Genomic DNA, 22676 nt, shown 5'->3' with positions numbered 1-22676 from the left:
GACTTCGATAAATTGCAAAATATAACTTATAATGCAATTATTTTTTAATGATATTTTAATGTTGCCTTTAATATTAGAATTTGGAATTTAATAAAATTGGAATTTACTTTTCAAAAATTACGTATATTAGCATCTTCTTTATAGATGAATATACGTAAATATCCAAAATAAAATTTAAGTAAATTATGAGTAATATCATTCGTGTTGTACTGGCAGATGATCATGTTTTTGTAAGAGATGGAATTAAATCATTACTTGAAAACGAAGCAAATATCGAGGTTGTGGGCGAAGCTATTGATGGTGCTGATGCTATTGAAGTTGTTGCAGAAAGCAAACCGGATTTACTTATAGTAGATATTCGTATGCCAAACTTAACGGGTATTGAGGTAGTAGAAAAACTTAGAAGCGAAAATAATAACGTAAAGATCATCATGCTTTCTATGCACGAATCTGAAGAATACGTATTAAAGTCTATAAAAGCAGGAGCCGATGGATATTTATTAAAAGGTTCAAGCAAAGAAGAATTCCTGAAAGCACTGCATACCGTTGCTGCCGGCGGAAAATATTTTAGCGGCGATATCTCTTCTATATTAATTAGTCAATTGACAAACGCATCAGCATCATTGGAACCGAAACAAAATTTAGGCGAAGAAATGATGATTACGAAAAGAGAAAAAGAAATTCTTGCGCTTTTATTGTCCGGAAAAGGAAATAAAGAAATCGCTGAAGCCCTTGATATCAGTAAGCGTACTGCCGAAGTGCATCGTTTTAACCTGATGAAGAAATTAAAAGTAAAAAATTTAATGGAGCTTTCAAATAAAGCAACTGAATATTCTTTGTTATAAATTACGTATAAATACGTAATTATTTTTCAAAAACTGCGTTTTAGCAGTTTTTAACTAAGTTATAGTACTTATTTTTATCAAAAATTATAAGTGCTATGAAAACTACAAACTCATTATCTCAATCTCACAAAATTTTAATCTTGAACACATTGGCTTTTACAGTGTGTTTTGCCTGCTGGACACTAAACGGTGTTTTAGTTACTTTTTTAGTTGATAACGGAATTTTTCATTGGAGCGTTCTTCAGGTAGGATGGCTTCTGGGGATTCCAATATTAACGGGTTCTGTTATGCGTTTACCAATTGGAATTCTAACAGATAAATTTGGCGGAAAATACGTTTTTTCACTTCTACTTCTCCTCTGCTCGATTCCGTTATTTCTTCTCCCTTATGCTGACAGTTTTTTTATGTTTGCCTTATTGAGTTTCTTTTTTGGAATGGTAGGAACGAGTTTTGCAGTAGGAATTGGCTATACTTCAATCTGGTATCCAAAAGAATGGCAAGGACGCGCCCTGGGAATTTTTGGAATGGGAAATGCCGGAGCTGCAATAACTACTTTTTTGGCACCTTCATTATTAAATCATTTTTCTGTTGATGATCCTCAAAATGGCTGGAAAGTACTACCCGTTATTTATGCAATTTCCTTGTTGGTAATTGGCGTTGCCTTTCTAATTTTCGCAAAAAACAAGAAAATAGAGAACAATACTAAGAGCGTTTCTCAAATGTTAAGTTCTTTAAAATCAGCCAGAGTTTGGCGTTTTGGAGCGTATTACTTTTTAGTCTTTGGCTGTTTTGTTGCCTATTCGCAATGGCTTTTACCCAATTTCATGAACGTATATCAAACCAGTTTGGTAATGGGCGGTTTATTTGCAACTTTATTCAGCTTGCCATCTGGAGTAATTAGGGCTTTTGGAGGTTATTTGTCTGATAAATTTGGAGCCCGAAAAGTAATGTACTGGGTTTTGAGTTCATCTGTGATTTTAAGTGCCTTATTAATGATTCCAAAAATGGAAATTACTACTACGGGTCCGGGCGTTTTAGCAAGCAAAAAAGGAGTAATAACTTCTGTCTCAAATAACAATATCAAGATTGGTGAAACAGATTTTTCAGTAACTCAAAAGAAAGAAAAGCAAAGCGAAAATACTATTTTTCCAACAACTACATCATGGCAGCAAGTTGTAGTAGAACAAAATCAAACAGTGAAGAAGAAAGAACTGCTGGCAAAAGGAATTACAGTAATTAAATTTGATGCCAATATGTGGGTTTATCTGGTTCTGGTCATCCTAATTGGAATTTCATGGGGAATTGGAAAAGCCGCTGTTTACAAACATATTCCGGAATATTTCCCTACTGAGGTTGGAGTTGTTGGCGGGATGGTTGGCATGATTGGTGGTCTTGGAGGTTTTTTTGGGCCAATAATTTTTGGATATTTACTGACAGTAACCGGAATTTGGTCCAGTTCATGGATTTTTGTACTTGTATTTTCAGCTATTTGTCTGATTTGGATGCATTATACGATTACTAAAATCATGAACGAAAGACAGCCCGTTTTATCCAAATTAATTGATAAGCAATAATTTAAATAACAAATTTTGACTAAAAAAAATAAATATGACTTTTATCACATTACATGAAGTATTTTTCTTATAATTTTACCCATATTTAAAAACCAATTATGAAAAAACTAAAAATAATTCTTTTTCTGTTATTAGCAGGAATGAGCTTTGAAATTCAGGCACAAGAATTAGATGTAAATTTACAGATCAGACCTCGTTTTGAGTACCGTAACGGATATAAAACACTTATACCGGAAGGTCAGGAAGGAACTTCACAAATCTCGCAACGTTCCAGATTAAATTTTAATTACAAACAGGATCAATTAACTGTAAAATTAACTTTTCAAAATACCAGAACCTGGGGAGATGTTCCAACGACAGCAACCGCAGATAAAAATGGTGTAGCAGTTTTTGAAGCATGGGCGCAATATGATTTAACTGAAAAATGGAGTGCAAGAATGGGACGTCAGGTACTTTCTTACGACAATCAACGTATCATGGGCGAAATGGATTGGGCACAGCAAGGACAAAGCCATGATGCATTATTAGTTTCTTTTCACCCAAAAAACCATCAGCTGGATATGGGATTAGCATATAACTCAACTGCCGAAAATACTTTTCAGACTCCATATACTGTCGCTAATTATAAAGCTATGCAATATGCGTGGTATCATACTTCTTTTGATAAGTTAGGCTTAAGTTTATTATTGTTGAATACAGGTTATGAATATGCAAATACTGATGCGGATTTATTGGTAGATTACAAACAAACATTTGGAACTTACCTTACTTACAAAACCGGAAAATTGGATACTAATCTGAGTTTCTACGGTCAAACCGGAAAAAGTACTGACAGACAAGTTAGCGCGTGGGATGCAGCAGTAAATGTTGGATACAATGTTACTGATGCTTTTAAAGCTGGTTTAGGATATGAATTTTTATCTGGAAAAGCTACAAATGACGGGAGCACAGTAATAAAATCTTTTAATCCGATTTTTGGAACAAATCATGGATTCAACGGTTATATGGATTATTTTTATGTAGGCAACCATTTAAATAGTGTGGGTTTACAAGATGCTTTTTTAAAGTTAAATTATAACATTCAAAAATGGCAATTTGCTTTGATCCCACATGTTTTCTTAGCTGCTGCTGATGTAGTAACACCATTAAATGATAAAATGGATTCATATTTAGGAACTGAGGTAGATTTGACTTTTGGGTATAATTTCAAAAAAGACATTGTAGTTTCAGGAGGATATTCTCAAATGTTTGGATCTAAAACATTAGAATTCTTAAAAGCTCCCGGAGACGCTGGTCATACCAATAACTGGGCATGGTTAATGATTTCTGTAAATCCACGAGTTTTTACCTGGAAAAAATAGAGATTTTTACATCTAAATATTATAATTCACCCTTTTTCTTCTTTAGAAAAGGGTGTTTTTTTTAGACCAGTTACCGATTCTTTTGGTATATTTGATTTAGAAGTAATTTATTGTTTTCATAAGCTGACGCAGGTGTCAAAGCTCATAAATACAATTGACTTCTACTTAGAAACGACTTCACCAAAATGAAAATTATCGCTTGGAATTGTAATATGGCATTCAGAAAAAAAGCCGAATTTATTCTTGCTTACAATCCTGATATTGCCGTTATTTCTGAGTGCGAAAGTCCTGAAAAACTTAAATTTCCGGTTGGGACAAAATTACCAACTGACGTTCTTTGGTACGGAACAAACCCAAACAAAGGACTTGGCATTTTCTCCTACAGTGATTTTCGATTTGAATTACTGGATTGTCACAATCCAAATTTCAAAAACATCCTGCCAATTGCAGTTACGGGCAAAAAAACTAATTTTACTTTATTTGCTGTTTGGGCCAACAATCCGGCAGATAAAGATGGAGCTTATGTTACACAGGTATGGAAAGCCATTAATTTTTATGAAGATCTGATTAAGGAAACAAAAACAATTTTAATTGGAGATTTTAATAGCAATACTATATGGGACAAACCACGACGAGAAGGAAATCATTCTACTGTTGTGGAGAAATTAGGCACAAAAAAAATCTTTAGCACCTATCATAAATTTCACAACCAGATACAGGGAAAAGAACAGCATCCTACTTTATATATGTATCGCCATGAAAACAAACCCTATCATCTTGATTACTGTTTTGCATCAAATGATTTCATTGAAATTTTAGAAAATGTCGAAATAGGAACTTATAAGGATTGGACTTTACACAGCGATCATAAACCTTTAATAATTAAATTCAATTTATAAACGATGAAAAATACCTGGACAGACAGATGGAACGACCGCTACAGCAGCGAAGAATTTGCTTATGGCGAAGAGCCCAATAACTATTTAAAAGAACAATTAGAAAAATTAAAAACAGGAAGTATCCTTTTTCCTGCCGAAGGCGAAGGGCGCAACGCTGTTTTTGCAGCCAAACTGGGCTGGAAAGTTTCAGCTTTTGATATTAGTGCAGAAGGAAAAAACAAAGCCCTTAAACTTGCACAAACTAATAATGTCGAAATTGATTATCAGGTAGGGGAATTAGAAACTCTTAATTATCACGCAGAACAATTTGATGCTATTGTCTTAATTTATGCACATTTTCCAGCAGCTATTAAATCCTCTATTCACAAAACATTAGAGACTTATTTACGTAAAAACGGAATCATTATTTTTGAAGCCTTCAGTAAAAAACACTTAGAATATCTGGCAATAAATGATAAAGTTGGCGGGCCAAAAGATATTGAATCCTTATTTTCGATTGAAGAATTACAATCTGATTTTCCTGATTATGAAATTATTCAGTTAGAAGAAAAAGAAATTGAATTAAATGAAGGATTATTCCATAATGGAAAAGGTTCAGTTATTCGATTTGTTGGAAAGAAAAAATAAATTTCCTAAAACACGTTTCGTAGAGATGCACAAAAATTTACTACTGTGCATCTCTACACCATTTTACCCTTCAAAAAAATAACTAATTAAAATACAGTTATTTAAACCAAAATTATTTGCTAAAATAAAAACTTTTATTTGTATTTTAGTACAAAAAAGAAACTATCTACAATCGGCAACCTAAATTAAAAAGGTTGTTTCTCATTTTGCATTGCCCTATTCTAAAATTAGTATCAATTTTAAATAACCTTAATAATGGCAAAATCAAAAACAATTGTGTTAGTACACGGAATGTTCGTGAATGATAGTACCTGGTCAGAATGGAAAAATTACTATGAGCAAAAAGGATACACAGTGTATGCACCGGCAAATCCCGGACACGCTGGCGATCCTGCAGCACTTCGAGAAAATATTCATCCCGAACTTGTTGACACAGGCTTTATAGACGTGGTAGAGAATATTGCAAAACTCATCGATACCTTACCCGAAAAACCACTTGTAATTGGACACTCCATGGCGGGATTAGCCGTGCAAAAACTCATAGATTTAGGCAAAGCTGATGCAGCAGTTAGTATCAATGGTGCTCCCCCTAAAAATGTTCTCCCTCCACTTTCAACCGTAAAAATAGTTTGGCCTGCTGTAAACTTCTTTTCGAGTAAAGAATATTACTTAGGATCAAGAGACTGGTATAATCGTGCTTTTTTTAATACGCTCTCAAAATCAGAACAGGACAAAGCTTACGATTTGATTGCTGTTCCCGAAAGTAGAAAAATTGGCAGGGAAACCTTATTGAAATCTTTCTCAAATGCCGATTTTAAAAAACCACATCAGCCTATTCTATTTATTGGCGGAGGAAATGATAATATATTTCCACCAGCCTTAACCAAAAAAATTGCTGCCCAATACAAAGATCCCAACAGCAGAGTTGATGTAAAAATTTATGATAACAAAAGTCATTTTATCTGCGGCGAAAAAGGTTGGGAAGAAATCGCAGATTATATACTAAATTGGTACTCTAATTTATAAATCTCACAAAGAGACGTACAAAGAAATACATAATTGTGCGTCTCTAGATTATAAGTAATAGTACTTAATAAACTTAAAGAGCAAAATATTTATGCTCCATAATTTCAGATCGTAATTTAGATATAGCCAAAATTCCAATCCTCTTCCCAACAGTGTTAATCAGCATTTCTTTTTTTAGAGTAGAAATTACGCGAATGGCCTGCTCTTCTGTAGTTCCTGCAAAATCAGCAATTTCTTTTCTGGAAAGTTCAATATCAATTAAACCATTAATCTGACCAAACTTACGATGAATATACAATAACAAATCAATGACGCGCTCACGAACATTCATATGAGCAATTTTGCGAATATTGTTCTCACTTTTATTCAGTTCATCAGCATAAAATAACATCAAAGCATAAGTAAACTCAGGAATGCTTTGAAGAATTTCTAACATCGTTTCGTTACTAAAATTACACAAAACAGTATCTTCTAAAGCAGAGGCGCCAATTAAATATCTTTTGCTGGTTCCAAATCCACGAAAGCCAACTGTATCTCCATTTTTTGTTAATCGAACAATTTGTTCCCTTCCATTAATTCCGGTTTTTATTGTTTTTACTTTTCCTGAACAAATAAAATATAGCCCTTTTATAGGATCGCCTTCTTTAATGAATGAATTTGATTTTTTGCAAACAAAAGTCTGTTTCCTTACAACATACTCTTTCATTTGTTCTAAGTGCAAATGTTTCTTAATGAAACAATTTTCATTGATACAATTATAACAAATAGGAAGTTCTTCTTTCATCAGACCTGATTTTATACATTTTACAATAAATTCCGGTTGCTTTTTTATTTTCATCAAAAGTAGAAAAATAAATTCTAAAAATAAGTATTAATACGTAAAAATACTTATTTTTGTTTTGAAATAAATACGTGATTTATTTAGTTGTTAAAAACAATTAATCAGTAGTATCAAAAAAAGACTGTAATGCAAAATACCAAAATCAAAACTACCTGTTCTTATTGTGGCGTTGGCTGTGGCATAATCGTTACAAAGGATGCCAAAAATGGCGTAATGGTTACGGGCGACAAAGACCATCCGGTGAACAAAGGGATGTTATGTTCTAAAGGAATGAATCTGCACTATGTAGTCAATGACACTTCAGACAGGATTTTACATCCTGAAATGCGTGGCAGTAAATCGTATCCGCTGGAACGTGTTAGTTGGGATACGGCACTCGATCGCGCTGCGGCGGTCTTTACTTCTATAACAAAAAAACACGGCCCGGATAGCGTTGGATTTTACATTTCTGGCCAATGTTTAACCGAAGAATATTATTTGGTAAACAAACTAGTAAAAGGTTTTCTGAAAACCAATAATATAGATACAAACTCTCGTCTTTGTATGAGCTCTGCGGTTGTGGGGTATAAAAAAACTTTTGGAGAAGATGCTGTACCCATTGCTTATGATGATATCGAACTTGCCGATACTTTCCTGATTACCGGTGCAAATCCGGCTTGGTGTCATCCTATTTTATTTAGAAGAATCGAAAAACACAAAGAGAAAAATCCCAAAATAAAAATTATTGTTGTAGATCCCAGACGAACTGATACAGCAGCTTTTGCCGATTTGCATTTGCAGATTATTCCGGGATCAGATATTATATTATACCATGCTATTGCCAAACGCATTATCGAAAAAGGATATGTAGATCACGATTTTGTAAAAAATAATGCCGAAAATTTCAAACAATACAAAGATTTGGTTCTAAGCACTTCATTAGAAAAAGCTTCTAAAATTTGCGGTATTTCGGTAAGTGATATCAAACTTGCGGCTGATATTATTGGCAAAGCAAAAGGTTTTATTTCGCTTTGGGCAATGGGTCTCAATCAAAGTGCTGTTGGAGTTGATAAAAATACGGCATTATTGAATTTATCATTATTAACGGGGCAAATAGGCAAACCCGGTTCAGGGCCTTTTTCATTAACCGGACAACCTAACGCAATGGGCGGAAGAGAAGTTGGCGGAATGGCAACACTTTTAGCGGCACACAAAGAGATTGCAAATCCGGAACACCGCAAAGAAGTAGCTGATTTTTGGGGCGTTGATGCAATATCAGATAAGCCGGGTTTAACAGCAACTGAAATGTTTGAAGCTCTCGAATCCGGAAAAATGAAAGCCATCTGGATCATTTGTACGAATCCGTTAGTTAGCTTACCTGATTCCCGCCGAATCGAAAAAGCATTGAAAAATGCCAAATTTGTTGTTGTTCAGGATATTTCACATAATGCTGATACTTCAAAATATGCTGATTTATTACTGCCTGCCGCCGGCTGGTTAGAAAAAGAAGGAACAATGACCAACTCAGAGCGTCGGATTTCTTATTTACCAAAAGGAATCAACGCTCCCGGAGAAGCACTTCCTGACATAGAAATCTTAATTCGATTTGCAAAAAAAATGAATTTCAATGGTTTTAATTTTAATAGTGCCGAAGAAATCTACAAAGAACATTGTGCCCTGACTAAAAATACCAATATCGATATTTCATTTTTAAATTATCATAGATTAAAAACCGAAGGAACTTTTCAATGGCCTGTCCCTGATTATGGACATGCCGGAACTCCGCGGTTGTTTACGGATAAAAAGTTTTATACGCCATCGCAAAAAGCAATTTTTAATTTACCAACAGCTATTGAAAATACTTCGGAACAACCAAGTCCGCAATTTCCGTTTATATTAACAACAGGACGAGTTCGGGATCAATGGCACACTATGACGAAAACCGGAAAAGTATCCCGATTAATGACACATACTCCAAGTCCGGTTTTAGAAATAAATCCAATTGATGCTTTTAAAAATGATATTAAAAATGGTGATATTGTCGTTGTATCAAGCAAAAACGGAGAAGTTCGCGTAAAAGCAAAAGTGACGGATTCTATTAAAGAAAAAATCATTTTTTTGCCCATGCACTGGGGTAAACAGCTCGAAAACGATTTGAACCGAACTAATAATCTAACGAATACAGTTGTTGATCCGGTTTCTAAAGAACCTGATTTTAAATATACTACAGTTGCGATTAGGAAATATATAAAACCTTTCCAGAAAATTGCAATTATTGGCGCCGGAGCAGCAGCTTTCAGGTTTATTCAAAATTATCGAGAATTTAATTCTACAGATGAAATTGTTGTATTCTCGAATGAAGCGAATCCGTTTTACAATCGGGTTTTACTTCCGGAATACATGACAGGCGAATTTACCTGGGAACAACTTTTAAAAGTAAAAGATGGCGAAGCGTTAAAAAAGTTACAGATTACGATGAATGCTGGAGTGGCTATTGATAAAATTGATGCTGCTAAAAAGACAATTACAGATAATCAGGGTAAAATTCACACTTTCGATTCTTTGATTTTAGCAACTGGAAGCCGGCCTTTTGTTCCTGAAAATGCTCAACTTCATCTTCCCGGCAGATTTACCGTAAGACGTAAAGAAGATGCTGACCGTTTAAAAAAACATCTGGACAGCACAAATCTTCCACCTGAAGAACAACATGTTGTAATTATTGGCGGAGGATTGTTAGGATTAGAATTGGCTGCAGCTTTAAAACATAAAAAAGTAAAAACAACTATAATCCAAAGAGCGTCCCGCTTAATGGAACGTCAATTAGACAGAATTTCAAGCAAATTATTAGCAGAGGAAGTTCAGCTTCGTGATATTCAAATCTACTTTGATAATGAAGTAAGTACCGTTTTTGAAACCGATAATCCGCATGAAATAGAAATCGCTTTAAAAAGTGGCCGGATCATCACGGCAAATGCTATTGTTTATACCATAGGAACAATTCCGAATATAGAAATTGCCAGAGAAAGCGGCCTTGCCTGCGGACGTGGCGTAAAAGTAAATCAGTATTTGCAAACCTCAAATCCTGATATTTTTGCCATTGGCGAAATAGCCGAATTTAATAATAAATTATTCGGAATCACATCAGCTGCTGAAGAACAAGCAGATATACTGGCTAACTTTTTGGCTGGTGATATTAGCAGTTTTTACAAAGGTTCTATCTTAATGAATATTCTGAAACTGGAAGATATTAATTTATGCAGTATTGGTGATATCGAAATTCCGGAGAATGATGATTCATATGAGGAAATAATTTTTGCTGATCTAAAAAAACGATATTATAAAAAATGTATTGTTAAGGATGATCTTCTTGTTGGCGCTATTTTAATGGGAGATAAAAATGAATTTGCCGAGTTTAAAACCATGATTGAAAGCAAAATCGAATTATCAGACAAACGAAATTTATTACTAAGGGGAAGTTCAAATGCAAAACCAGTCCTCGGTAAATTAGTTTGTTCCTGCAGTCAGGTTGGAGCCGGGAATATCGAAGAAACAATAAAAAGCGGCGTTAACAATTTTACCGATTTATGCAAAAATACCGGCGCAGGATTAGGCTGCGGAAGTTGTAAAACAGAAGTTAAAGAGATATTAGCGAAATGTAAAATTTAGTTTTCAGTCGCAGTCACAGTTTTCAGTGATAACTGGGACTGAGACTGAGACTGTGACTAAAACCTGAAACAAAAAAAATGGAACTAACAAGATTAATAGTAAAAGGAGGCGTTATTTCGCCGGGAGAATTAAGAGAAGTAGTCAATATGGCGATGGATCAGGGTTTAGATTCTATTTCGTTTGGATCCAGGCAGGATATTATTTTCCCAAAAGGGTTTAAAACCTTAGATAAAGAACAATTAGGCAAACATCATTTTGTTTTTCCGGAGCAAAAAAGCGGCAATAATATTGTTTCCTCTTATGTTTCTACCGATATTTTTAGAAACACGAATTGGCTTACGGGCAATAAGTTTCTATACATTTTAGAGCAATTTAAGGAGCAGCCAAAATTAAAAGTCAATATAAACGACCCTAAGCAGCAACTTGTTCCATTATTTACCGGACACCTTAATTTTATTGCTTCAGAACATGAAGATTATTGGTATTTATACATTCGTCTGCCCAATTGGGAACGCATGGAAATTTATCCTATTTTGATTTACAGTTGGGATATTGCACAATTTTATTATGAAATCGAAAAAATTTCAGCCGAAGAATCTCTTGGCATCGATATGATATTTGCCTTGGTCAGTGAGGCTTTAGATACCAATAACAGAACAATTGATAAACCACTTAATATTCCATTTTACCCTTTTCCTTATTACGAAGGCATGAACCGTATGGGAATCGATCAATATTGGCTGGGGTTGTATTGGAGAAATAATTTATACGATTTAGGCTTTCTAAAAGAAATGTGCGATTTGTGTTTTGATTGCAAAATTGGAAAATTATGTATTACACCCTGGAAATCCTTTATTGTAAAAGGTATCCCTAAAGACAGAAAACTGGAATGGGAAAAATTTTTAGGAAAAAGAGGAATCAACGTTCGTCATTCTTTATTAGAACTCAATTGGCATTTGCCTGTCGCTATGGAATGGGCGCTAAATCTCAAGACCTATCTTGTTCGAACACTGGATCAGTTTGATATCAGCACGTACGGATTAACTTTTGGAATTTCTGAATACAATCGCGATGGGCATTATTTTACTTCAATTGTTGTCGAAAAAAATGAATTGCCAAAAGATCTGGAGTCCATAAAAATCAGAGATACTTATAATGTTTTATATGCCAGAAATTTTGATCCTAATACCCGGGAATATATAATTCATTCTCAAGATATTGACAAACTGGAATTACCCACAATTTTAATCGAATTAAGTCGTAAATACTTTGAAGAACTAGGAAATTCTGTTCCTGAAGCAACAGAAAATCCACAGAAAAAAGAAAAACCGGAATTGGATATCTATCAATGCCAGGAATGCTTAACACTTTATAAATCTGAATACGGAGATGAAAGTCAAGGTATCCCGAGAGGTATTTTATTTACTGATTTACCTGAAACTTATTGTTGTTCTTTATGTGAAGGATCAAAAAGTAATTTTAAAATTCTGGAAACTGTAATTAATTAGAAATCTTACTCTGACAAAACGGATTACCGGAATTATTTCTGATCTAATAATGCTATTAAATTTTGGTTTAAATCTTTCGTATTTACACCACTAACAGAAAAGAATTTTCTATCAAAATCTTCTACAGTTATGATAGCTTTCTTAATGGTATCTTTTCCTGAATCCGTAAGCACAACTACTTTTGCTCTTGTATCTGTGGCGTGTTCCTGTCTTGTAACAAGACTTTTTTGCTGCAAAGTTCTCAGGACTGTAGAAGTCGTCATAGGATCAATTTTAGTATGAGCCGAAAGTACAATTTGTGTCACTTCCTGTTTATGGAGCATAAGCCAATGTATGCTTGCCATCAATACAAATTGTGAATGCGTTAAATTGTATTTTTCTAAAGCTTTTTTGATTTCTCTTTGCCAAAGATTTGTTACTTGCCACAATAAAAAACCAGAACTTTCTTCTGGTTTTTCAACACTAAATGTATTATCATCTGATTTACTCATTTTTTATTTTCTTATTGTGAATTAGTCAACATTTGCTTTAAAAGCCATTTTTGAAGTTATAAAGTTAAAATCATTTTCATTGATTTCAAAAAATCCATATCGAAATGGATATCCCCACGACTTTTTATTGGATATAAATTCAAGATTTTCAATTAACGGAAGTATCGAAACTTCATTGCACTCCATAAATTGAATATTTCGTCTAAAAGGCACAAAATTTTCAGTCATCTGAAAATCATATACCTCATCATCAATTACTTTTCCCAGAGCCGTAAAAGCCTGACATTTTTCATTTTCTTCCATTGTTATTTTAGAAGAATATACAAGTAGATAATCTTCCTTTTGCATCCTTTTCAGCGGTGCTTGTTTTCCGTGGCAAACCTGAATAAATCCGCCATTTATTGCCCTTTTTGTATGCTCCTTTGAAATTGCAGCAATCCAATATTTTTTTGCTCTCATATTTTAGACGCTGCTTTAATTTGTCCCTGAACGTCAGCTGGTAAAGCATCAACGATTTTTTGAGCTACTAGTTTTACCCAAAGAAAACCTAATATCCCTTTTACCGTTATAATATTGGTAATCTTCAATCCATCAGGAGTTTCTTCGAATAAATGCTCGTCATACATTTTTGCCAAAGGAAATTTAGTAACATCCAGAAATCTTTTATTTTCTACAACCTCTAACAATTCTACTTTTACGTCCGGCCCTCCTTTTGGTCTTAGTAAAAAATGATTTCCTTTTTCAAAATTACCTTCTAATTTGGCATATTCAATACCTGTATCCCAAATATGCCAATTATTTACATCTGCAAAGAGATTCCACATTTGTTCTTTTGTCACTGTTTTTGTTGTTACAGAATGAGATCTTGACCACATATTTTTCGTAAATTAAATTAATAAGTACAAATATAGTAAGTGAACTTATAATAATAAAATATTTTTTAATTTTTATTTTTGAATCATTGAAAAATAAACAACAATTCTGGCCAAAAATCTATTTTTTCGTCAGTGGAATTGTTAAGAGATTTTAATTTAAAAAAAACATCAAAAACCCAACATATTCAAAATAAACACCTTAATGTTAAATTATAATTAAAAACTTAACATTGGCGAACTTGTTTTATGTTTATCTTTACTTAACTGTTAATTAACAATTTAGTTACATTGTTAGCGAAATCTCATCTAAAGCATATTGATTATGGAAAACAACAACGAAGAAATTATCCCTGAGAAAATCGATTCACCAACACCTGAAAATGTTCAGCCCGTTACAGAAAATAAAAAAACGGTAAATACACCAGCTGCAAAAACACCGGTTCGAAGAGTAACTCCTGTTAAACCAACCACCGCTGCACCAACAGCAGCAACACCAAAGGCTACAGCAAAAACTGCGGCAACAACAACACCAAAATCTGCTGTGCGAAAAGCTCCGGCAAGAAAAATTACTCCAGCTGCGATTGAGAAAACAGAAGAAATAACAACTCCAAAAGTAACAATCAAAGAGCCAAAGAAAAAAGATGTATCAGAAAGCAAAACTGATAACGCGATTGAAACAACAGCAGAGAATAAAAAAGATAAATCAGATAAAAAGAAGAAAAAAGTGAAAGACAAAGACAAGGAAAAAGAGAAAAAGAAATTAGCTAAGAAAAAAGATCAAGCTAAAAAAGACAAAAAGAAAGAGAAAGCTAAAAAAGCGAAACTAAAAGCTACAGCCAAGAAAAAAGAAAAAGCTAAAAAAGCTAAGGATAAGGCGAAAGCTAAAAAAATAGCAAAAAAGAAAGCTAAAGCTCAGAAAAAAGCAAAAGCTAAAAAGAAAAAATAATTCTAGAAAGAAGGTTTAACTTTAAGTTGAACCTTTTTTTATTCTCATTTTGTATCATTGCAGTTTTTTCTTTGTGAAAGTTTGAAACTTTGGCAAAGATTGTTGTCAAAAATTACCCTCCAATGGCAATCATACTCCGATTATCAAAATGCAGGGAAGGATCATCCATTTCTTCAATGGTTACCATTCCGGACCTCACTTTCTTTTTGGTTTTAATAGATTCTGAGATCAAATTCGTAATCGATTCACCTTTTCTAAAAGGCGTAAGTAAATCAGTTTCAGAATTCGAGAAAAGGCAATTCTTTATTTTTCCGTTTGCTGTGAGGCGGATTCTGTTGCAGCCGTCACAAAACGGATTTGTGATTGAACTTATGATTCCAAAATCGCCCTGAAAACCTTTTATTTTATAAGTTCTGGCAGTAAAGTTTTTTTCGTCTTCGAGTTTCTGAATTTCTTCAGAACAGAACGTTTTTTCCAACTCTAATAAAATTTCTTTTTGAGATATCATTTTACTTCTGTCCCACTCGTTTCCGGCAAAAGGCATAAACTCAATAAAACGAACCGATACAGGTAAAAACTGTGTTAGTTTAACAAAATCTACAATTTCATTTTCATTAAAACCTTTCATTAAAACGACATTTATTTTTACTTTAAAATCATTATTTAAAAGCAAATGCAAATTATCAACCACCTTCTCAAATTGGTTTCTGAGCGTTACCGTATGAAATTTAGAAGAGACTAAAGTATCTAAACTCAAATTGATTTTATTGATTCCGTACTGCTTTAAAACATCAATATGGCGATCAATTAAAATTCCGTTTGTAGTAATGGAAAGAGAAACGCTAAGACTTGCTAATTTTGATGCAATCTCTGGAAAATCTTTTCTTAAAAGTGGTTCTCCTCCTGTTAACCTAATTTTATCAACACCATTTTCGACGAAAGTTTGGGCAATCGAAAAAATCTCATCGGCCGTCATTAAACTGGCTTTTGGAGATAATACTATTCCGTCAGCAGGCATGCAATACGTACAACGCAAATTGCATTTCTCTAATAGCGAAATACGCAAATAATTGTGTTTTCGCCCAAAATCATCCGTTAAAATAGTTTTAGAGGGTATCATGATTTTTTCCTTTTAAAATATGAAAAACATGCAATACATGAGGAAAAACAGCATCCATAGATTCTCTGGCTCCATTTGTAGATCCCGGCAAAGCCAAAACCAAACTTTTTCCTAATGTTCCTGCCACTGTTCTGGATAACATCGCATACGGCATTCTCTGCTGTCCGTAATTGCGAATCGCTTCTTCTATTCCGGGAATTCTGCTTTCAAGTAATGGCGATAAAGCTTCGGGGGTAACATCTCTTGGAGACAATCCAGTTCCTCCGGTAAAAATGACCAATTGATGTTCTTTTGCTAATGCTTTTACTCTTTCCTGAATAATATCTAATTCGTCAGGAATAATTTCATAATGCGCGGTTTCGACTCCGCAAGCTTCCAGTTTTTCCACTATAATTTTTCCGGAACGATCTTCCTTATCACCTGCAAAAATAGAATCAGAACAAACAAAAACTGCTGCCTTAATTACATTCGGAAATTTATTCTTGAAAGACGATTTTCCACCTTCTTTATTAATTAGTTTAATAGTCGAAATTTCAATTTCTTTATCAATCGGTTTCAGCATATCATACATTGTCAACGCCACTATCGAAGCGCCATGCATGGCTTCAACCTCAACTCCGGTTTTGTAAACGGTTTTTACATTAAAAATAATCTGAATCGTTAAACCTTCTATTTTATATTCTACCGAAGTAAACTCAATGGGAAGAGGATGACAATCCGGAATCGACAAATGTGTATTTTTTACCGCGAAAAGCCCGGCTGTTTTAGCCATTTCAAAAACATTCCCCTTTGGCACCAGATTATTCACCACAGCATCAATTGTTTCTTGTTTACTAACTTTGACAATTGCCGTTGCTGTAGCTATTCTTAAGGTACTTACTTTATGTGTAATATCAACCATTAGTGTTTTGTTTCCAGGTGAATGTATCGTTTTCAAACATTTCTTTACCAAAAATTGGAACATCGGTTTTAATCCAGTTTACAATGGCTTCCGTTGCTTCATAAACCTGTTTACGTCGTGTTGCCGAAACAAATACAAACAAACAAATTTCACCTGCTTTTACTACACCTAAACTATGATATATATGCATACAGGTTAAGTCGAATTTAACAAAAGCTTTTTCACGAATTGTATGTAAAGCTTCATTTGCCATATCAGTATAAGCTGTATAATCGATTGCTACAACAGTATTATCATGAATAACATCAGCGCGAACTTGTCCTAAAAAAATATTGTGCGCACCAATCGTATGTTTTGATTGGTGTTTTGCAATCGATTCTGCTATAAATTCTGAAGAAATCGGTCCTTCTACAAATACATTTTTACTCATTTTTTTTCTTTATTTTTTACCACAGATTATATGGATTAAGTGCTTTTTTCTTTTGCCGAGAATTACACTAATTAAATTTATTCATAAAAAACTAACCCCAATGCTGTCATTTCGACGGAGGAGAAATCTCCGTAAAAAAATCCATAATCTTTGTCGAGCTACTGACGAAGATTCTTCGTTCCTCAGAATGACAAACGAAGCGACTAACTGCTTTTAATCTCTGGCTATACTTTTTCTCTTAATATTTGATTGAATACTAAAGCGCCATCTATAACACTTTTTGCATTTTTAAACTCATTCTTGTGAAGCAATTCAACTGCGATTTTACTTCTGATTCCGGATTGACAGAAAACATAAATCACTTGGTTTTTATTCAATTTTTCAATTTGATTTTCTAAGTTTAAAAGTGGAATCTGAATTACGTTCTTGAAATTTATTTTTGGAACTTCATCTTCGTCTCTCACGTCTAAAAAAAGAACTTCAGTATTATCAATTTCATTCAAAATTTCATTCATAGAAATTTCTTCTACTTGATTTTTAACTTCTTTATATTTTTCTTCAAAAACCTCTTTAATTATTACAATATCAGTATTCTTTTCGAAGTCATATTTCTGCTGATCATTATTTAAAATATTATATACCAAAATTTTACCGCTTAATATCTCTCCTATTTCCAGAATCATTTTTATAACTTCATTTGCCTGAAGCATTCCAATAATCCCAACTGTAATTCCAATTACTCCGGCATCTTCACAATTTGCAGATTGAGTATTTTCATCTGGATATAAACATCTGTAAGTGGGTCCGTTTTGATAATTAAAAACCGAAACCTGACCTTGAAACCTGAAAATGGATCCATAAACCATTGGCTTATTTGTTATTAAGCACGCATCGTTTATGAGATATTTTATTGCAATATTATCTGTTGCATCAACAATAATGTCATAATTTTCAAATAAGGAAATGGCATTTTTTCCGGATAATTTCTCAGCAATTGCATGGACTTTTACAAGCGGATTCAATTCAGAAATCATCGATTTAGCTTCCTCTGCTTTGTATTTTCCAACAGCTGAACTTTTATAAATTACCTGACGATGCAAATTCGAAATTTCGATAATATCATCATCTGCAATTCCTATTTCACCAACACCGGCAGCAGCCAGATAAGGTAATATAGAAGCTCCCAAACCACCTGCGCCAATAACCAGAATTTTAGCCTTAGATAATTTATCCTGACCATCCTCTCCTATTTCAGGAAGTATTATTTGTCTGTTATAACGTGCTGTTGTATTCATTTCAATTTAGTTTATCCTCCCGCAAATGGAGGCAAAAGCGCCACAATATCAGTTGTTTGTAACTTATAATCAGTTGTTTTTGATACAATTTTTTGATTCACTGCCACACTAAAAGACATGGATTCAAATCGATATTTTTCTTCTAAATCGTGCAGCAAATCCTGCAATGATAATTCAGAAGAAACTATCTTTTCGAAACTACATTTCGTCTTTTCAGCTACAGCACCAAAATATTTAATCTCAATCATTATTTTAAATTTAAATTCTGAAAAATAAATTCATCATCAAAATGTTCCTGAAAATAAGACGTCAGCCTTGAAGTATTTTTTACTACTTCTCCAATAACAATAATTGCCGGTGACGAAATTTTATTTTCAGCTACTAATTTACTAATTGAATTTATCGTTCCTACTACTTTTTGCTCTGTATTTTTAGTTCCATTCTGAATAATCGCTATGGGCAGATCATCTTCCCGATTTTTTTGATAAATAGAAATGATTTCCTCTAATTTATGCATTCCCATCAAAATAACCACCGTCGCATTTGATTTTGAAGCTAAATGAACATCTTTTGACAATTCATGATTGGAAGTTGTTCCTGTAATTACCCAAAAACTTTCTGCTATCTGTCGCTGTGTTAAACTTATTCCAACTGAAGCCGGAACACCTAAAGCAGATGAGATTCCCGGAACAATATCAGTTTCTAACCCAAATTGTTCGGCATATTCAATTTCTTCACTTCCTCTTCCAAATATAAACGGATCACCGCCTTTTAAACGCACCACATGACCATAACGGTTTGCCATAGAAACAATCAATTCGTTGATCTGATCTTGTGTGTAAGCATGACAGCCTAATCGCTTACCAACAAAAACAATTTCTGCATTTGTGGCATATTGTAATAATTCTTCGTTTACAAGCGCATCATATAAAACAACATCAGCTTTTTCTAAAGCTTTTATGGCTTTTAATGTAATCAATTCGGCATCACCCGGACCTGCGCCCACGATCGTTAATTTTGGTGTTTTTAAATTTCGCATAGTTTTTAACTTAAATTGATATTCAGATCATTTAATTCGTCAGCCGAATTAATATTGGTCAAAGGAAAATTTTCACTCTCTTCTATTTTGATGATTTGATGCGGAACCTTCGCTATTAAATTCATCATTTTTAAATCGTCATTATCAATTGCGCTTTTGATAACGGGTAATAGTTTTTTTGAATAAATCCCTATTAAAGGATGCATCCTGCTTTCTGAAGCAAAAACGGTAATTTCAGCTTCCTGATTGTGTTTCGAAATTAATTGCAATAATAATTCGGTTGAAATTAACGGAATATCACAACTTAAAATAAGGTTAAATTCGGTTTCAGAATTTACTAAAGCGGTATAAATTCCTCCCAAAGGTCCTTTATCCGTAATTATGTCGGGTATTTTTTGGTAGCTTAAATAATCGTATTCTCTATTATTTGTTATTAATTTTATAATTGAAGTTATAGGTAAAACAGCTTTAATAATATGTTCAATAAAAGGTTTATCCTGAAATAAAACCAATCCTTTCTCTGACTTCATTCGGGAACTTTTTCCTCCACAAAGAATAAATATTGTTAAAGCTTCCATATTAAATCATTTATAATTATAGCTTTTTAACACATAGAAACATAGCTTTTCAGACCGTTTAAAAGTAGTTTCACTTTGTATGAATACATTTCGATGCTTCGGGACTATTTGTGATAACGTTTTATCATTATTCTCTTTTCGCAAACTATAAAGTCTATATTTCTATGTGTTTAAAATTTAAACTCATTTTACGGAAAAATCAATTTTATACTTGCCATTAATATCACAGTTCCTAAAACAAATTTTAATGTTTTATTAGAGAAATATCCACTTCCGTAAAATCCGCCTAAAACTCCTCCAATCACTGCAATTGGAACTAAATAAAAACTTTCCATCGGGATCGTTTTTCCTCCTAAAAAAAATCCTAACATTCCCGCAAATGAATTCACAAAAATGAATAAACTTGATATCGCCGCTGATTCTTTAACATTTGCCCAGCCTAAAAACAATAAAATCGGACTTAGTATAATACCACCGCCAATACCTAACATCCCGGATAGCAGCCCTATTATAAATCCTATTGCCAATGCAAATGGCAGTTTAATTTCAACAGCTTCTTTTTCTTTAAAATTAAATATTCCAAATAGTCTGAGTGCCGCAAAAACGAGGACTATACCTAATATAATTTTATAAATCGTATTATCTAATGTTACAAAACCACCAATAAACGCAGCCGGAACAGAAGCTATCGCGAACGGATAAAATAGTTTTGGCCTGAAATAATTCATTCTGTAATAAAAGAAAAACGAAATACTTGATACAAATAAATTCAACAGCAAAGCCGAAGGTTTCATAATAGCAACAGGAAAAGCAAAAATCGTCATCAAAGCCAAATAACCCGATGCACCGCCATGCCCTACACTAGAATATAAAAAAGCGATCACAATTAAAGCGAAGCTGAATAAAAGAATATTTTCGGAACTCAATAAATTCATAATTTTGTTTCAGGTTTGTTTTTGGTTTCAGGTTGTATGCTATATGTTTTAATTTACATACTGCATTTCAAAATTTTTATTCTATTCTCTTTCCTCTTTACTCTATCCTCTTTCTTCTAAAAAACCTCTAATCAATCGGCAACAATGTTACTGGTTGTCCTTTTTTCAGGTTTTCTATATCATTTGGCACAATCAATAAACTATTGGCAATTGCAAATGTATTGAGCATTGCAGAGCTTTGTCCGTCCAGGATTGTTACATTTGTTTCGTCGTATAATGCTTTTAAAAACAATGTTTTTCCAGTCGTATTTGTAAATGCTGAATTTAATTTTCGAACTAATTTTGGCAAGTGTGTATCAGAAAAACCCATTCTGTTTTTTATGGCCGGATATACATAAATATAAAAATTAGTTAATGACGAAGCCGGATTTCCTGGCAAAGCAAAAACCAAAGTTTCATTTTTAGAACCAAAAAACATTGGTTTTCCAGGCTTTTGATTGATTGTATAAAAAAGTTCCTGTACTTCGTTTTCGAGTAAAGCTTCTTTCACAAAATCATAATCTCCAACAGAAATTCCGCCGGAAATTAAAACAATATCATATTTTTTTAAAATTTCTTTTAGGCTTTTTTTAGTAGCTTTAAGACTATCCTTAACTTTATAGACCTTCGTTTTCTTTATTCCAATTGTTTGAAGCGCAGCCTGTAACATCACAGAATTGCTTTCGTAAATTTTTCCTTTCGAAAGTTTTTCACCAGATTTTATCAATTCATTTCCTGTAACTAAAATAGCTACTTTAGGTTTTTTATAAACTTCAATTTCAGTTATTCCTAAGCACGCCAGAAAACCAATTGCTGCAGGTGTAATCAAAGTATTCGCATCAAAAACAATTTGTTCCTGACCAATTTGTTCTCCTTTATTACGCACATTTGTATATCGTTCTGGCATTCTGGTAATCAAAATAGAATTTTCATTTGCCATTACATGTTCCTGCATAACCACCGTATCAGCATTATCAGGTACATGAGCACCGGTAAAAATCCGTACTGCTTCGTTTTCTTTCAGCTTTATTTTCGAATGATCTCCTGCCTGAGAAATACCAACTATATCATATTGATGTTTTTCGCTATGAATAAAAGCATAACCATCCATTGCTGATTGACGAAATGGCGGCATTGCAATGGGTGAATAAACCGTTTCTGCCAAAATATATCCTAATGATTTACTCACCTGGATTTTCTGAACAGGCATACGAGTGCTATTCTCTGCAATAATTGATAATGCTTCTGCGACTTGAATCATGGCTGTTATTTTATACAAGCAAAAATACTTATTACAAATATAAGTACTTTTACTTAGTTTTAATCATTAATAATCTAAAATTTTTAAAGAATATAAATTTAAGCTTAATTCTCCATAAACTTTCAGAAAAAATGATAAATAGCCTTTATTAGCTTTATTTACTGAAGATTCCTAAATTATTTTCTCTTAAAATTTCCTGTTGGTAAATAATACATCCATGCAAATCCAATAAAAAATAAAACTGCAGAAGCTATAAAAGCCGGTAACAGTATTTCTTTATTATTATCTAATGCATTATTTAACGAAGCATATAATAACCAAATCTGAATACTCACGTTTAAAATTAAAACAAAAATGAGTGTAGACAGTATATTATTAAGCTTATTAGGATTTGCGCTGTTCTGACTTCTTCTAAATGTACTCATTGCTACGAATTTAGG

23 protein-coding genes are annotated in these 22676 nt (G+C 33.3%); 9 read left to right on the top strand and 14 right to left on the bottom strand.

Translation table 11 applies throughout. The features are described from left to right. Positions 1 to 185: 185 nt before the first annotated feature. The 6 genes from RC62_RS14305 (at position 186) to RC62_RS14280 (ending at position 6332) form a co-directional block, all read left to right on the top strand. On the top strand, positions 186 to 845 hold the full coding sequence (locus RC62_RS14305) for a response regulator transcription factor (protein ID WP_055096298.1): 660 nt from the start codon (positions 186 to 188) through the stop codon (positions 843 to 845). Between the two features lie 95 nt (positions 846 to 940). Beyond that, a complete protein-coding gene (locus tag RC62_RS14300) occupies positions 941 to 2419 on the top strand; it encodes an MFS transporter (protein ID WP_055096296.1) in 1479 nt (492 codons plus the stop codon). Positions 2420 to 2517: 98 nt separating this feature from the next. Next, the gene (locus RC62_RS14295; RefSeq protein ID WP_055096294.1) at positions 2518 to 3780 is read left to right on the top strand and encodes an alginate export family protein; all 1263 of its coding nucleotides are present in this window, start codon (positions 2518 to 2520) and stop codon (positions 3778 to 3780) included. A gap of 185 nt (positions 3781 to 3965) precedes the next feature. Beyond that, a complete protein-coding gene (locus RC62_RS14290) occupies positions 3966 to 4679 on the top strand; it encodes an endonuclease/exonuclease/phosphatase family protein (RefSeq protein ID WP_055096291.1) in 714 nt (237 codons plus the stop codon). A 3-nt stretch (positions 4680 to 4682) separates the two neighbouring features. Then, positions 4683 to 5306, top strand: a complete 624-nt coding sequence (locus RC62_RS14285) for a class I SAM-dependent methyltransferase (protein ID WP_055096289.1) — start codon at positions 4683 to 4685, stop codon at positions 5304 to 5306. Positions 5307 to 5561: 255 nt separating this feature from the next. Beyond that, entirely contained in the window at positions 5562 to 6332 is a 771-nt protein-coding gene (locus RC62_RS14280) for an alpha/beta hydrolase (protein ID WP_055096285.1), read from the top strand. A 73-nt stretch (positions 6333 to 6405) separates the two neighbouring features. Here the strand turns inward: RC62_RS14280 and RC62_RS14275 are convergent, their stop codons facing one another. Beyond that, positions 6406 to 7116 carry a Crp/Fnr family transcriptional regulator gene (locus tag RC62_RS14275; RefSeq protein ID WP_055096726.1) on the bottom strand — a complete coding sequence of 237 codons (711 nt, stop codon included), beginning with the start codon at positions 7114 to 7116 and terminating at the stop codon, positions 6406 to 6408. Positions 7117 to 7299: 183 nt separating this feature from the next. Between RC62_RS14275 and RC62_RS14270 the strand changes: the two genes are divergently transcribed. Both RC62_RS14270 and RC62_RS14265 read left to right on the top strand, forming a co-directional pair. Continuing rightward, entirely contained in the window at positions 7300 to 10818 is a 3519-nt protein-coding gene (locus tag RC62_RS14270) for a nitrate reductase (protein WP_055096283.1), read from the top strand. Between the two features lie 77 nt (positions 10819 to 10895). Next, positions 10896 to 12326 carry a rubredoxin gene (locus RC62_RS14265; protein WP_055096280.1) on the top strand — a complete coding sequence of 477 codons (1431 nt, stop codon included), beginning with the start codon at positions 10896 to 10898 and terminating at the stop codon, positions 12324 to 12326. A 32-nt stretch (positions 12327 to 12358) separates the two neighbouring features. Here the strand turns inward: RC62_RS14265 and RC62_RS14260 are convergent, their stop codons facing one another. The 3 genes from RC62_RS14260 to RC62_RS14250 are packed head-to-tail and all read right to left on the bottom strand — an operon-like array spanning position 12359 to position 13692. Next, on the bottom strand, positions 12359 to 12817 hold the full coding sequence (locus RC62_RS14260; RefSeq protein ID WP_055096278.1) for a MarR family winged helix-turn-helix transcriptional regulator: 459 nt from the start codon (positions 12815 to 12817) through the stop codon (positions 12359 to 12361). 21 nt (positions 12818 to 12838) lie between these two features. Beyond that, a complete protein-coding gene (locus RC62_RS14255; RefSeq protein ID WP_055096275.1) occupies positions 12839 to 13276 on the bottom strand; it encodes an EVE domain-containing protein in 438 nt (145 codons plus the stop codon). After that, positions 13273 to 13692, bottom strand: a complete 420-nt coding sequence (locus tag RC62_RS14250) for an SRPBCC family protein (protein ID WP_055096273.1) — start codon at positions 13690 to 13692, stop codon at positions 13273 to 13275. Before RC62_RS14250 ends, RC62_RS14255 begins: the two co-directional genes overlap by 4 nt. Positions 13693 to 14014: 322 nt before the next feature. Here RC62_RS14250 and RC62_RS14245 point away from each other — a divergent pair, with 322 nt between their 5' ends. Next, positions 14015 to 14638 carry a hypothetical protein gene (locus RC62_RS14245; RefSeq protein ID WP_055096270.1) on the top strand — a complete coding sequence of 208 codons (624 nt, stop codon included), beginning with the start codon at positions 14015 to 14017 and terminating at the stop codon, positions 14636 to 14638. 112 nt (positions 14639 to 14750) lie between these two features. On the opposite strand, the gene moaA is transcribed toward RC62_RS14245, so the two are convergent. The 10 genes from moaA to RC62_RS14195 all read right to left on the bottom strand — a co-directional run bounded on the left by moaA (position 14751) and on the right by RC62_RS14195 (position 22661). Further along, positions 14751 to 15758: a GTP 3',8-cyclase MoaA gene (gene moaA / locus RC62_RS14240; protein WP_055096268.1), complete on the bottom strand. Its 1008-nt coding sequence runs from the start codon at positions 15756 to 15758 to the stop codon at positions 14751 to 14753. Beyond that, entirely contained in the window at positions 15745 to 16659 is a 915-nt protein-coding gene (gene moaCB / locus RC62_RS14235; RefSeq protein WP_055096266.1) for a bifunctional molybdenum cofactor biosynthesis protein MoaC/MoaB, read from the bottom strand. Before moaCB ends, moaA begins: the two co-directional genes overlap by 14 nt. Continuing rightward, positions 16652 to 17089 carry a molybdenum cofactor biosynthesis protein MoaE gene (locus tag RC62_RS14230; protein WP_055096264.1) on the bottom strand — a complete coding sequence of 146 codons (438 nt, stop codon included), beginning with the start codon at positions 17087 to 17089 and terminating at the stop codon, positions 16652 to 16654. Before RC62_RS14230 ends, moaCB begins: the two co-directional genes overlap by 8 nt. A gap of 224 nt (positions 17090 to 17313) precedes the next feature. Further along, on the bottom strand, positions 17314 to 18384 hold the full coding sequence (gene moeB, locus RC62_RS14225; RefSeq protein ID WP_055096262.1) for a HesA/MoeB/ThiF family protein: 1071 nt from the start codon (positions 18382 to 18384) through the stop codon (positions 17314 to 17316). 11 nt (positions 18385 to 18395) lie between these two features. Beyond that, positions 18396 to 18632, bottom strand: coding sequence for a MoaD/ThiS family protein (locus RC62_RS14220; protein ID WP_055096260.1), 237 nt, complete (start codon positions 18630 to 18632; stop codon positions 18396 to 18398). Next, positions 18632 to 19423: a uroporphyrinogen-III C-methyltransferase gene (gene cobA / locus RC62_RS14215; RefSeq protein WP_055096257.1), complete on the bottom strand. Its 792-nt coding sequence runs from the start codon at positions 19421 to 19423 to the stop codon at positions 18632 to 18634. Before cobA ends, RC62_RS14220 begins: the two co-directional genes overlap by 1 nt. Positions 19424 to 19428: 5 nt before the next feature. Then, positions 19429 to 20001, bottom strand: coding sequence for a molybdenum cofactor guanylyltransferase (locus RC62_RS14210; protein WP_055096255.1), 573 nt, complete (start codon positions 19999 to 20001; stop codon positions 19429 to 19431). Positions 20002 to 20189: 188 nt separating this feature from the next. After that, positions 20190 to 20936 (bottom strand): sulfite exporter TauE/SafE family protein, encoded by a 747-nt coding sequence (locus RC62_RS14205; protein ID WP_055096254.1) that lies wholly within the window; start codon positions 20934 to 20936, stop codon positions 20190 to 20192. A 127-nt stretch (positions 20937 to 21063) separates the two neighbouring features. Beyond that, the gene (gene glp / locus RC62_RS14200) at positions 21064 to 22236 is read right to left on the bottom strand and encodes a gephyrin-like molybdotransferase Glp (RefSeq protein ID WP_055096253.1); all 1173 of its coding nucleotides are present in this window, start codon (positions 22234 to 22236) and stop codon (positions 21064 to 21066) included. A gap of 176 nt (positions 22237 to 22412) precedes the next feature. Then, on the bottom strand, positions 22413 to 22661 hold the full coding sequence (locus RC62_RS14195; protein ID WP_055096251.1) for a DUF6755 family protein: 249 nt from the start codon (positions 22659 to 22661) through the stop codon (positions 22413 to 22415). Between the last annotated feature and the right edge of the window lie 15 nt (positions 22662 to 22676).

The sequence above is a fragment of the Flavobacterium aquidurense genome (genome assembly GCF_001404985.1).
Taxonomy (GTDB): domain Bacteria; phylum Bacteroidota; class Bacteroidia; order Flavobacteriales; family Flavobacteriaceae; genus Flavobacterium; species Flavobacterium aquidurense_B.
Note: the sequence above shows the minus strand (reverse complement) of the source record. Positions and strands in the feature narration are given on the sequence as shown.

What these genes read in the sequence shown, in the direction of transcription:
- RC62_RS14250 (WP_055096273.1), bottom strand. Translation starts at nt 13,692, where the DNA reads ATGTGGTCAAGATCTCATTCTGTAACAACAAAAACAGTGACAAAAGAA.
- RC62_RS14305 (WP_055096298.1), top strand. Translation starts at nt 186, where the DNA reads ATGAGTAATATCATTCGTGTTGTACTGGCAGATGATCATGTTTTTGTA.
- RC62_RS14195 (WP_055096251.1), bottom strand. Translation starts at nt 22,661, where the DNA reads ATGAGTACATTTAGAAGAAGTCAGAACAGCGCAAATCCTAATAAGCTT.
- moaA (WP_055096268.1), bottom strand. Translation starts at nt 15,758, where the DNA reads ATGATACCCTCTAAAACTATTTTAACGGATGATTTTGGGCGAAAACAC.
- cobA (WP_055096257.1), bottom strand. Translation starts at nt 19,423, where the DNA reads ATGCGAAATTTAAAAACACCAAAATTAACGATCGTGGGCGCAGGTCCG.
- RC62_RS14245 (WP_055096270.1), top strand. Translation starts at nt 14,015, where the DNA reads ATGGAAAACAACAACGAAGAAATTATCCCTGAGAAAATCGATTCACCA.
- RC62_RS14280 (WP_055096285.1), top strand. Translation starts at nt 5,562, where the DNA reads ATGGCAAAATCAAAAACAATTGTGTTAGTACACGGAATGTTCGTGAAT.
- RC62_RS14230 (WP_055096264.1), bottom strand. Translation starts at nt 17,089, where the DNA reads ATGAGTAAAAATGTATTTGTAGAAGGACCGATTTCTTCAGAATTTATA.
- RC62_RS14290 (WP_055096291.1), top strand. Translation starts at nt 3,966, where the DNA reads ATGAAAATTATCGCTTGGAATTGTAATATGGCATTCAGAAAAAAAGCC.
- RC62_RS14205 (WP_055096254.1), bottom strand. Translation starts at nt 20,936, where the DNA reads ATGAATTTATTGAGTTCCGAAAATATTCTTTTATTCAGCTTCGCTTTA.
- RC62_RS14300 (WP_055096296.1), top strand. Translation starts at nt 941, where the DNA reads ATGAAAACTACAAACTCATTATCTCAATCTCACAAAATTTTAATCTTG.
- moaCB (WP_055096266.1), bottom strand. Translation starts at nt 16,659, where the DNA reads ATGGTTGATATTACACATAAAGTAAGTACCTTAAGAATAGCTACAGCA.
- RC62_RS14275 (WP_055096726.1), bottom strand. Translation starts at nt 7,116, where the DNA reads ATGAAAGAAGAACTTCCTATTTGTTATAATTGTATCAATGAAAATTGT.
- RC62_RS14220 (WP_055096260.1), bottom strand. Translation starts at nt 18,632, where the DNA reads ATGATTGAGATTAAATATTTTGGTGCTGTAGCTGAAAAGACGAAATGT.
- RC62_RS14210 (WP_055096255.1), bottom strand. Translation starts at nt 20,001, where the DNA reads ATGGAAGCTTTAACAATATTTATTCTTTGTGGAGGAAAAAGTTCCCGA.
- moeB (WP_055096262.1), bottom strand. Translation starts at nt 18,384, where the DNA reads ATGAATACAACAGCACGTTATAACAGACAAATAATACTTCCTGAAATA.
- RC62_RS14285 (WP_055096289.1), top strand. Translation starts at nt 4,683, where the DNA reads ATGAAAAATACCTGGACAGACAGATGGAACGACCGCTACAGCAGCGAA.
- RC62_RS14265 (WP_055096280.1), top strand. Translation starts at nt 10,896, where the DNA reads ATGGAACTAACAAGATTAATAGTAAAAGGAGGCGTTATTTCGCCGGGA.
- glp (WP_055096253.1), bottom strand. Translation starts at nt 22,236, where the DNA reads ATGATTCAAGTCGCAGAAGCATTATCAATTATTGCAGAGAATAGCACT.
- RC62_RS14260 (WP_055096278.1), bottom strand. Translation starts at nt 12,817, where the DNA reads ATGAGTAAATCAGATGATAATACATTTAGTGTTGAAAAACCAGAAGAA.
- RC62_RS14255 (WP_055096275.1), bottom strand. Translation starts at nt 13,276, where the DNA reads ATGAGAGCAAAAAAATATTGGATTGCTGCAATTTCAAAGGAGCATACA.
- RC62_RS14295 (WP_055096294.1), top strand. Translation starts at nt 2,518, where the DNA reads ATGAAAAAACTAAAAATAATTCTTTTTCTGTTATTAGCAGGAATGAGC.
- RC62_RS14270 (WP_055096283.1), top strand. Translation starts at nt 7,300, where the DNA reads ATGCAAAATACCAAAATCAAAACTACCTGTTCTTATTGTGGCGTTGGC.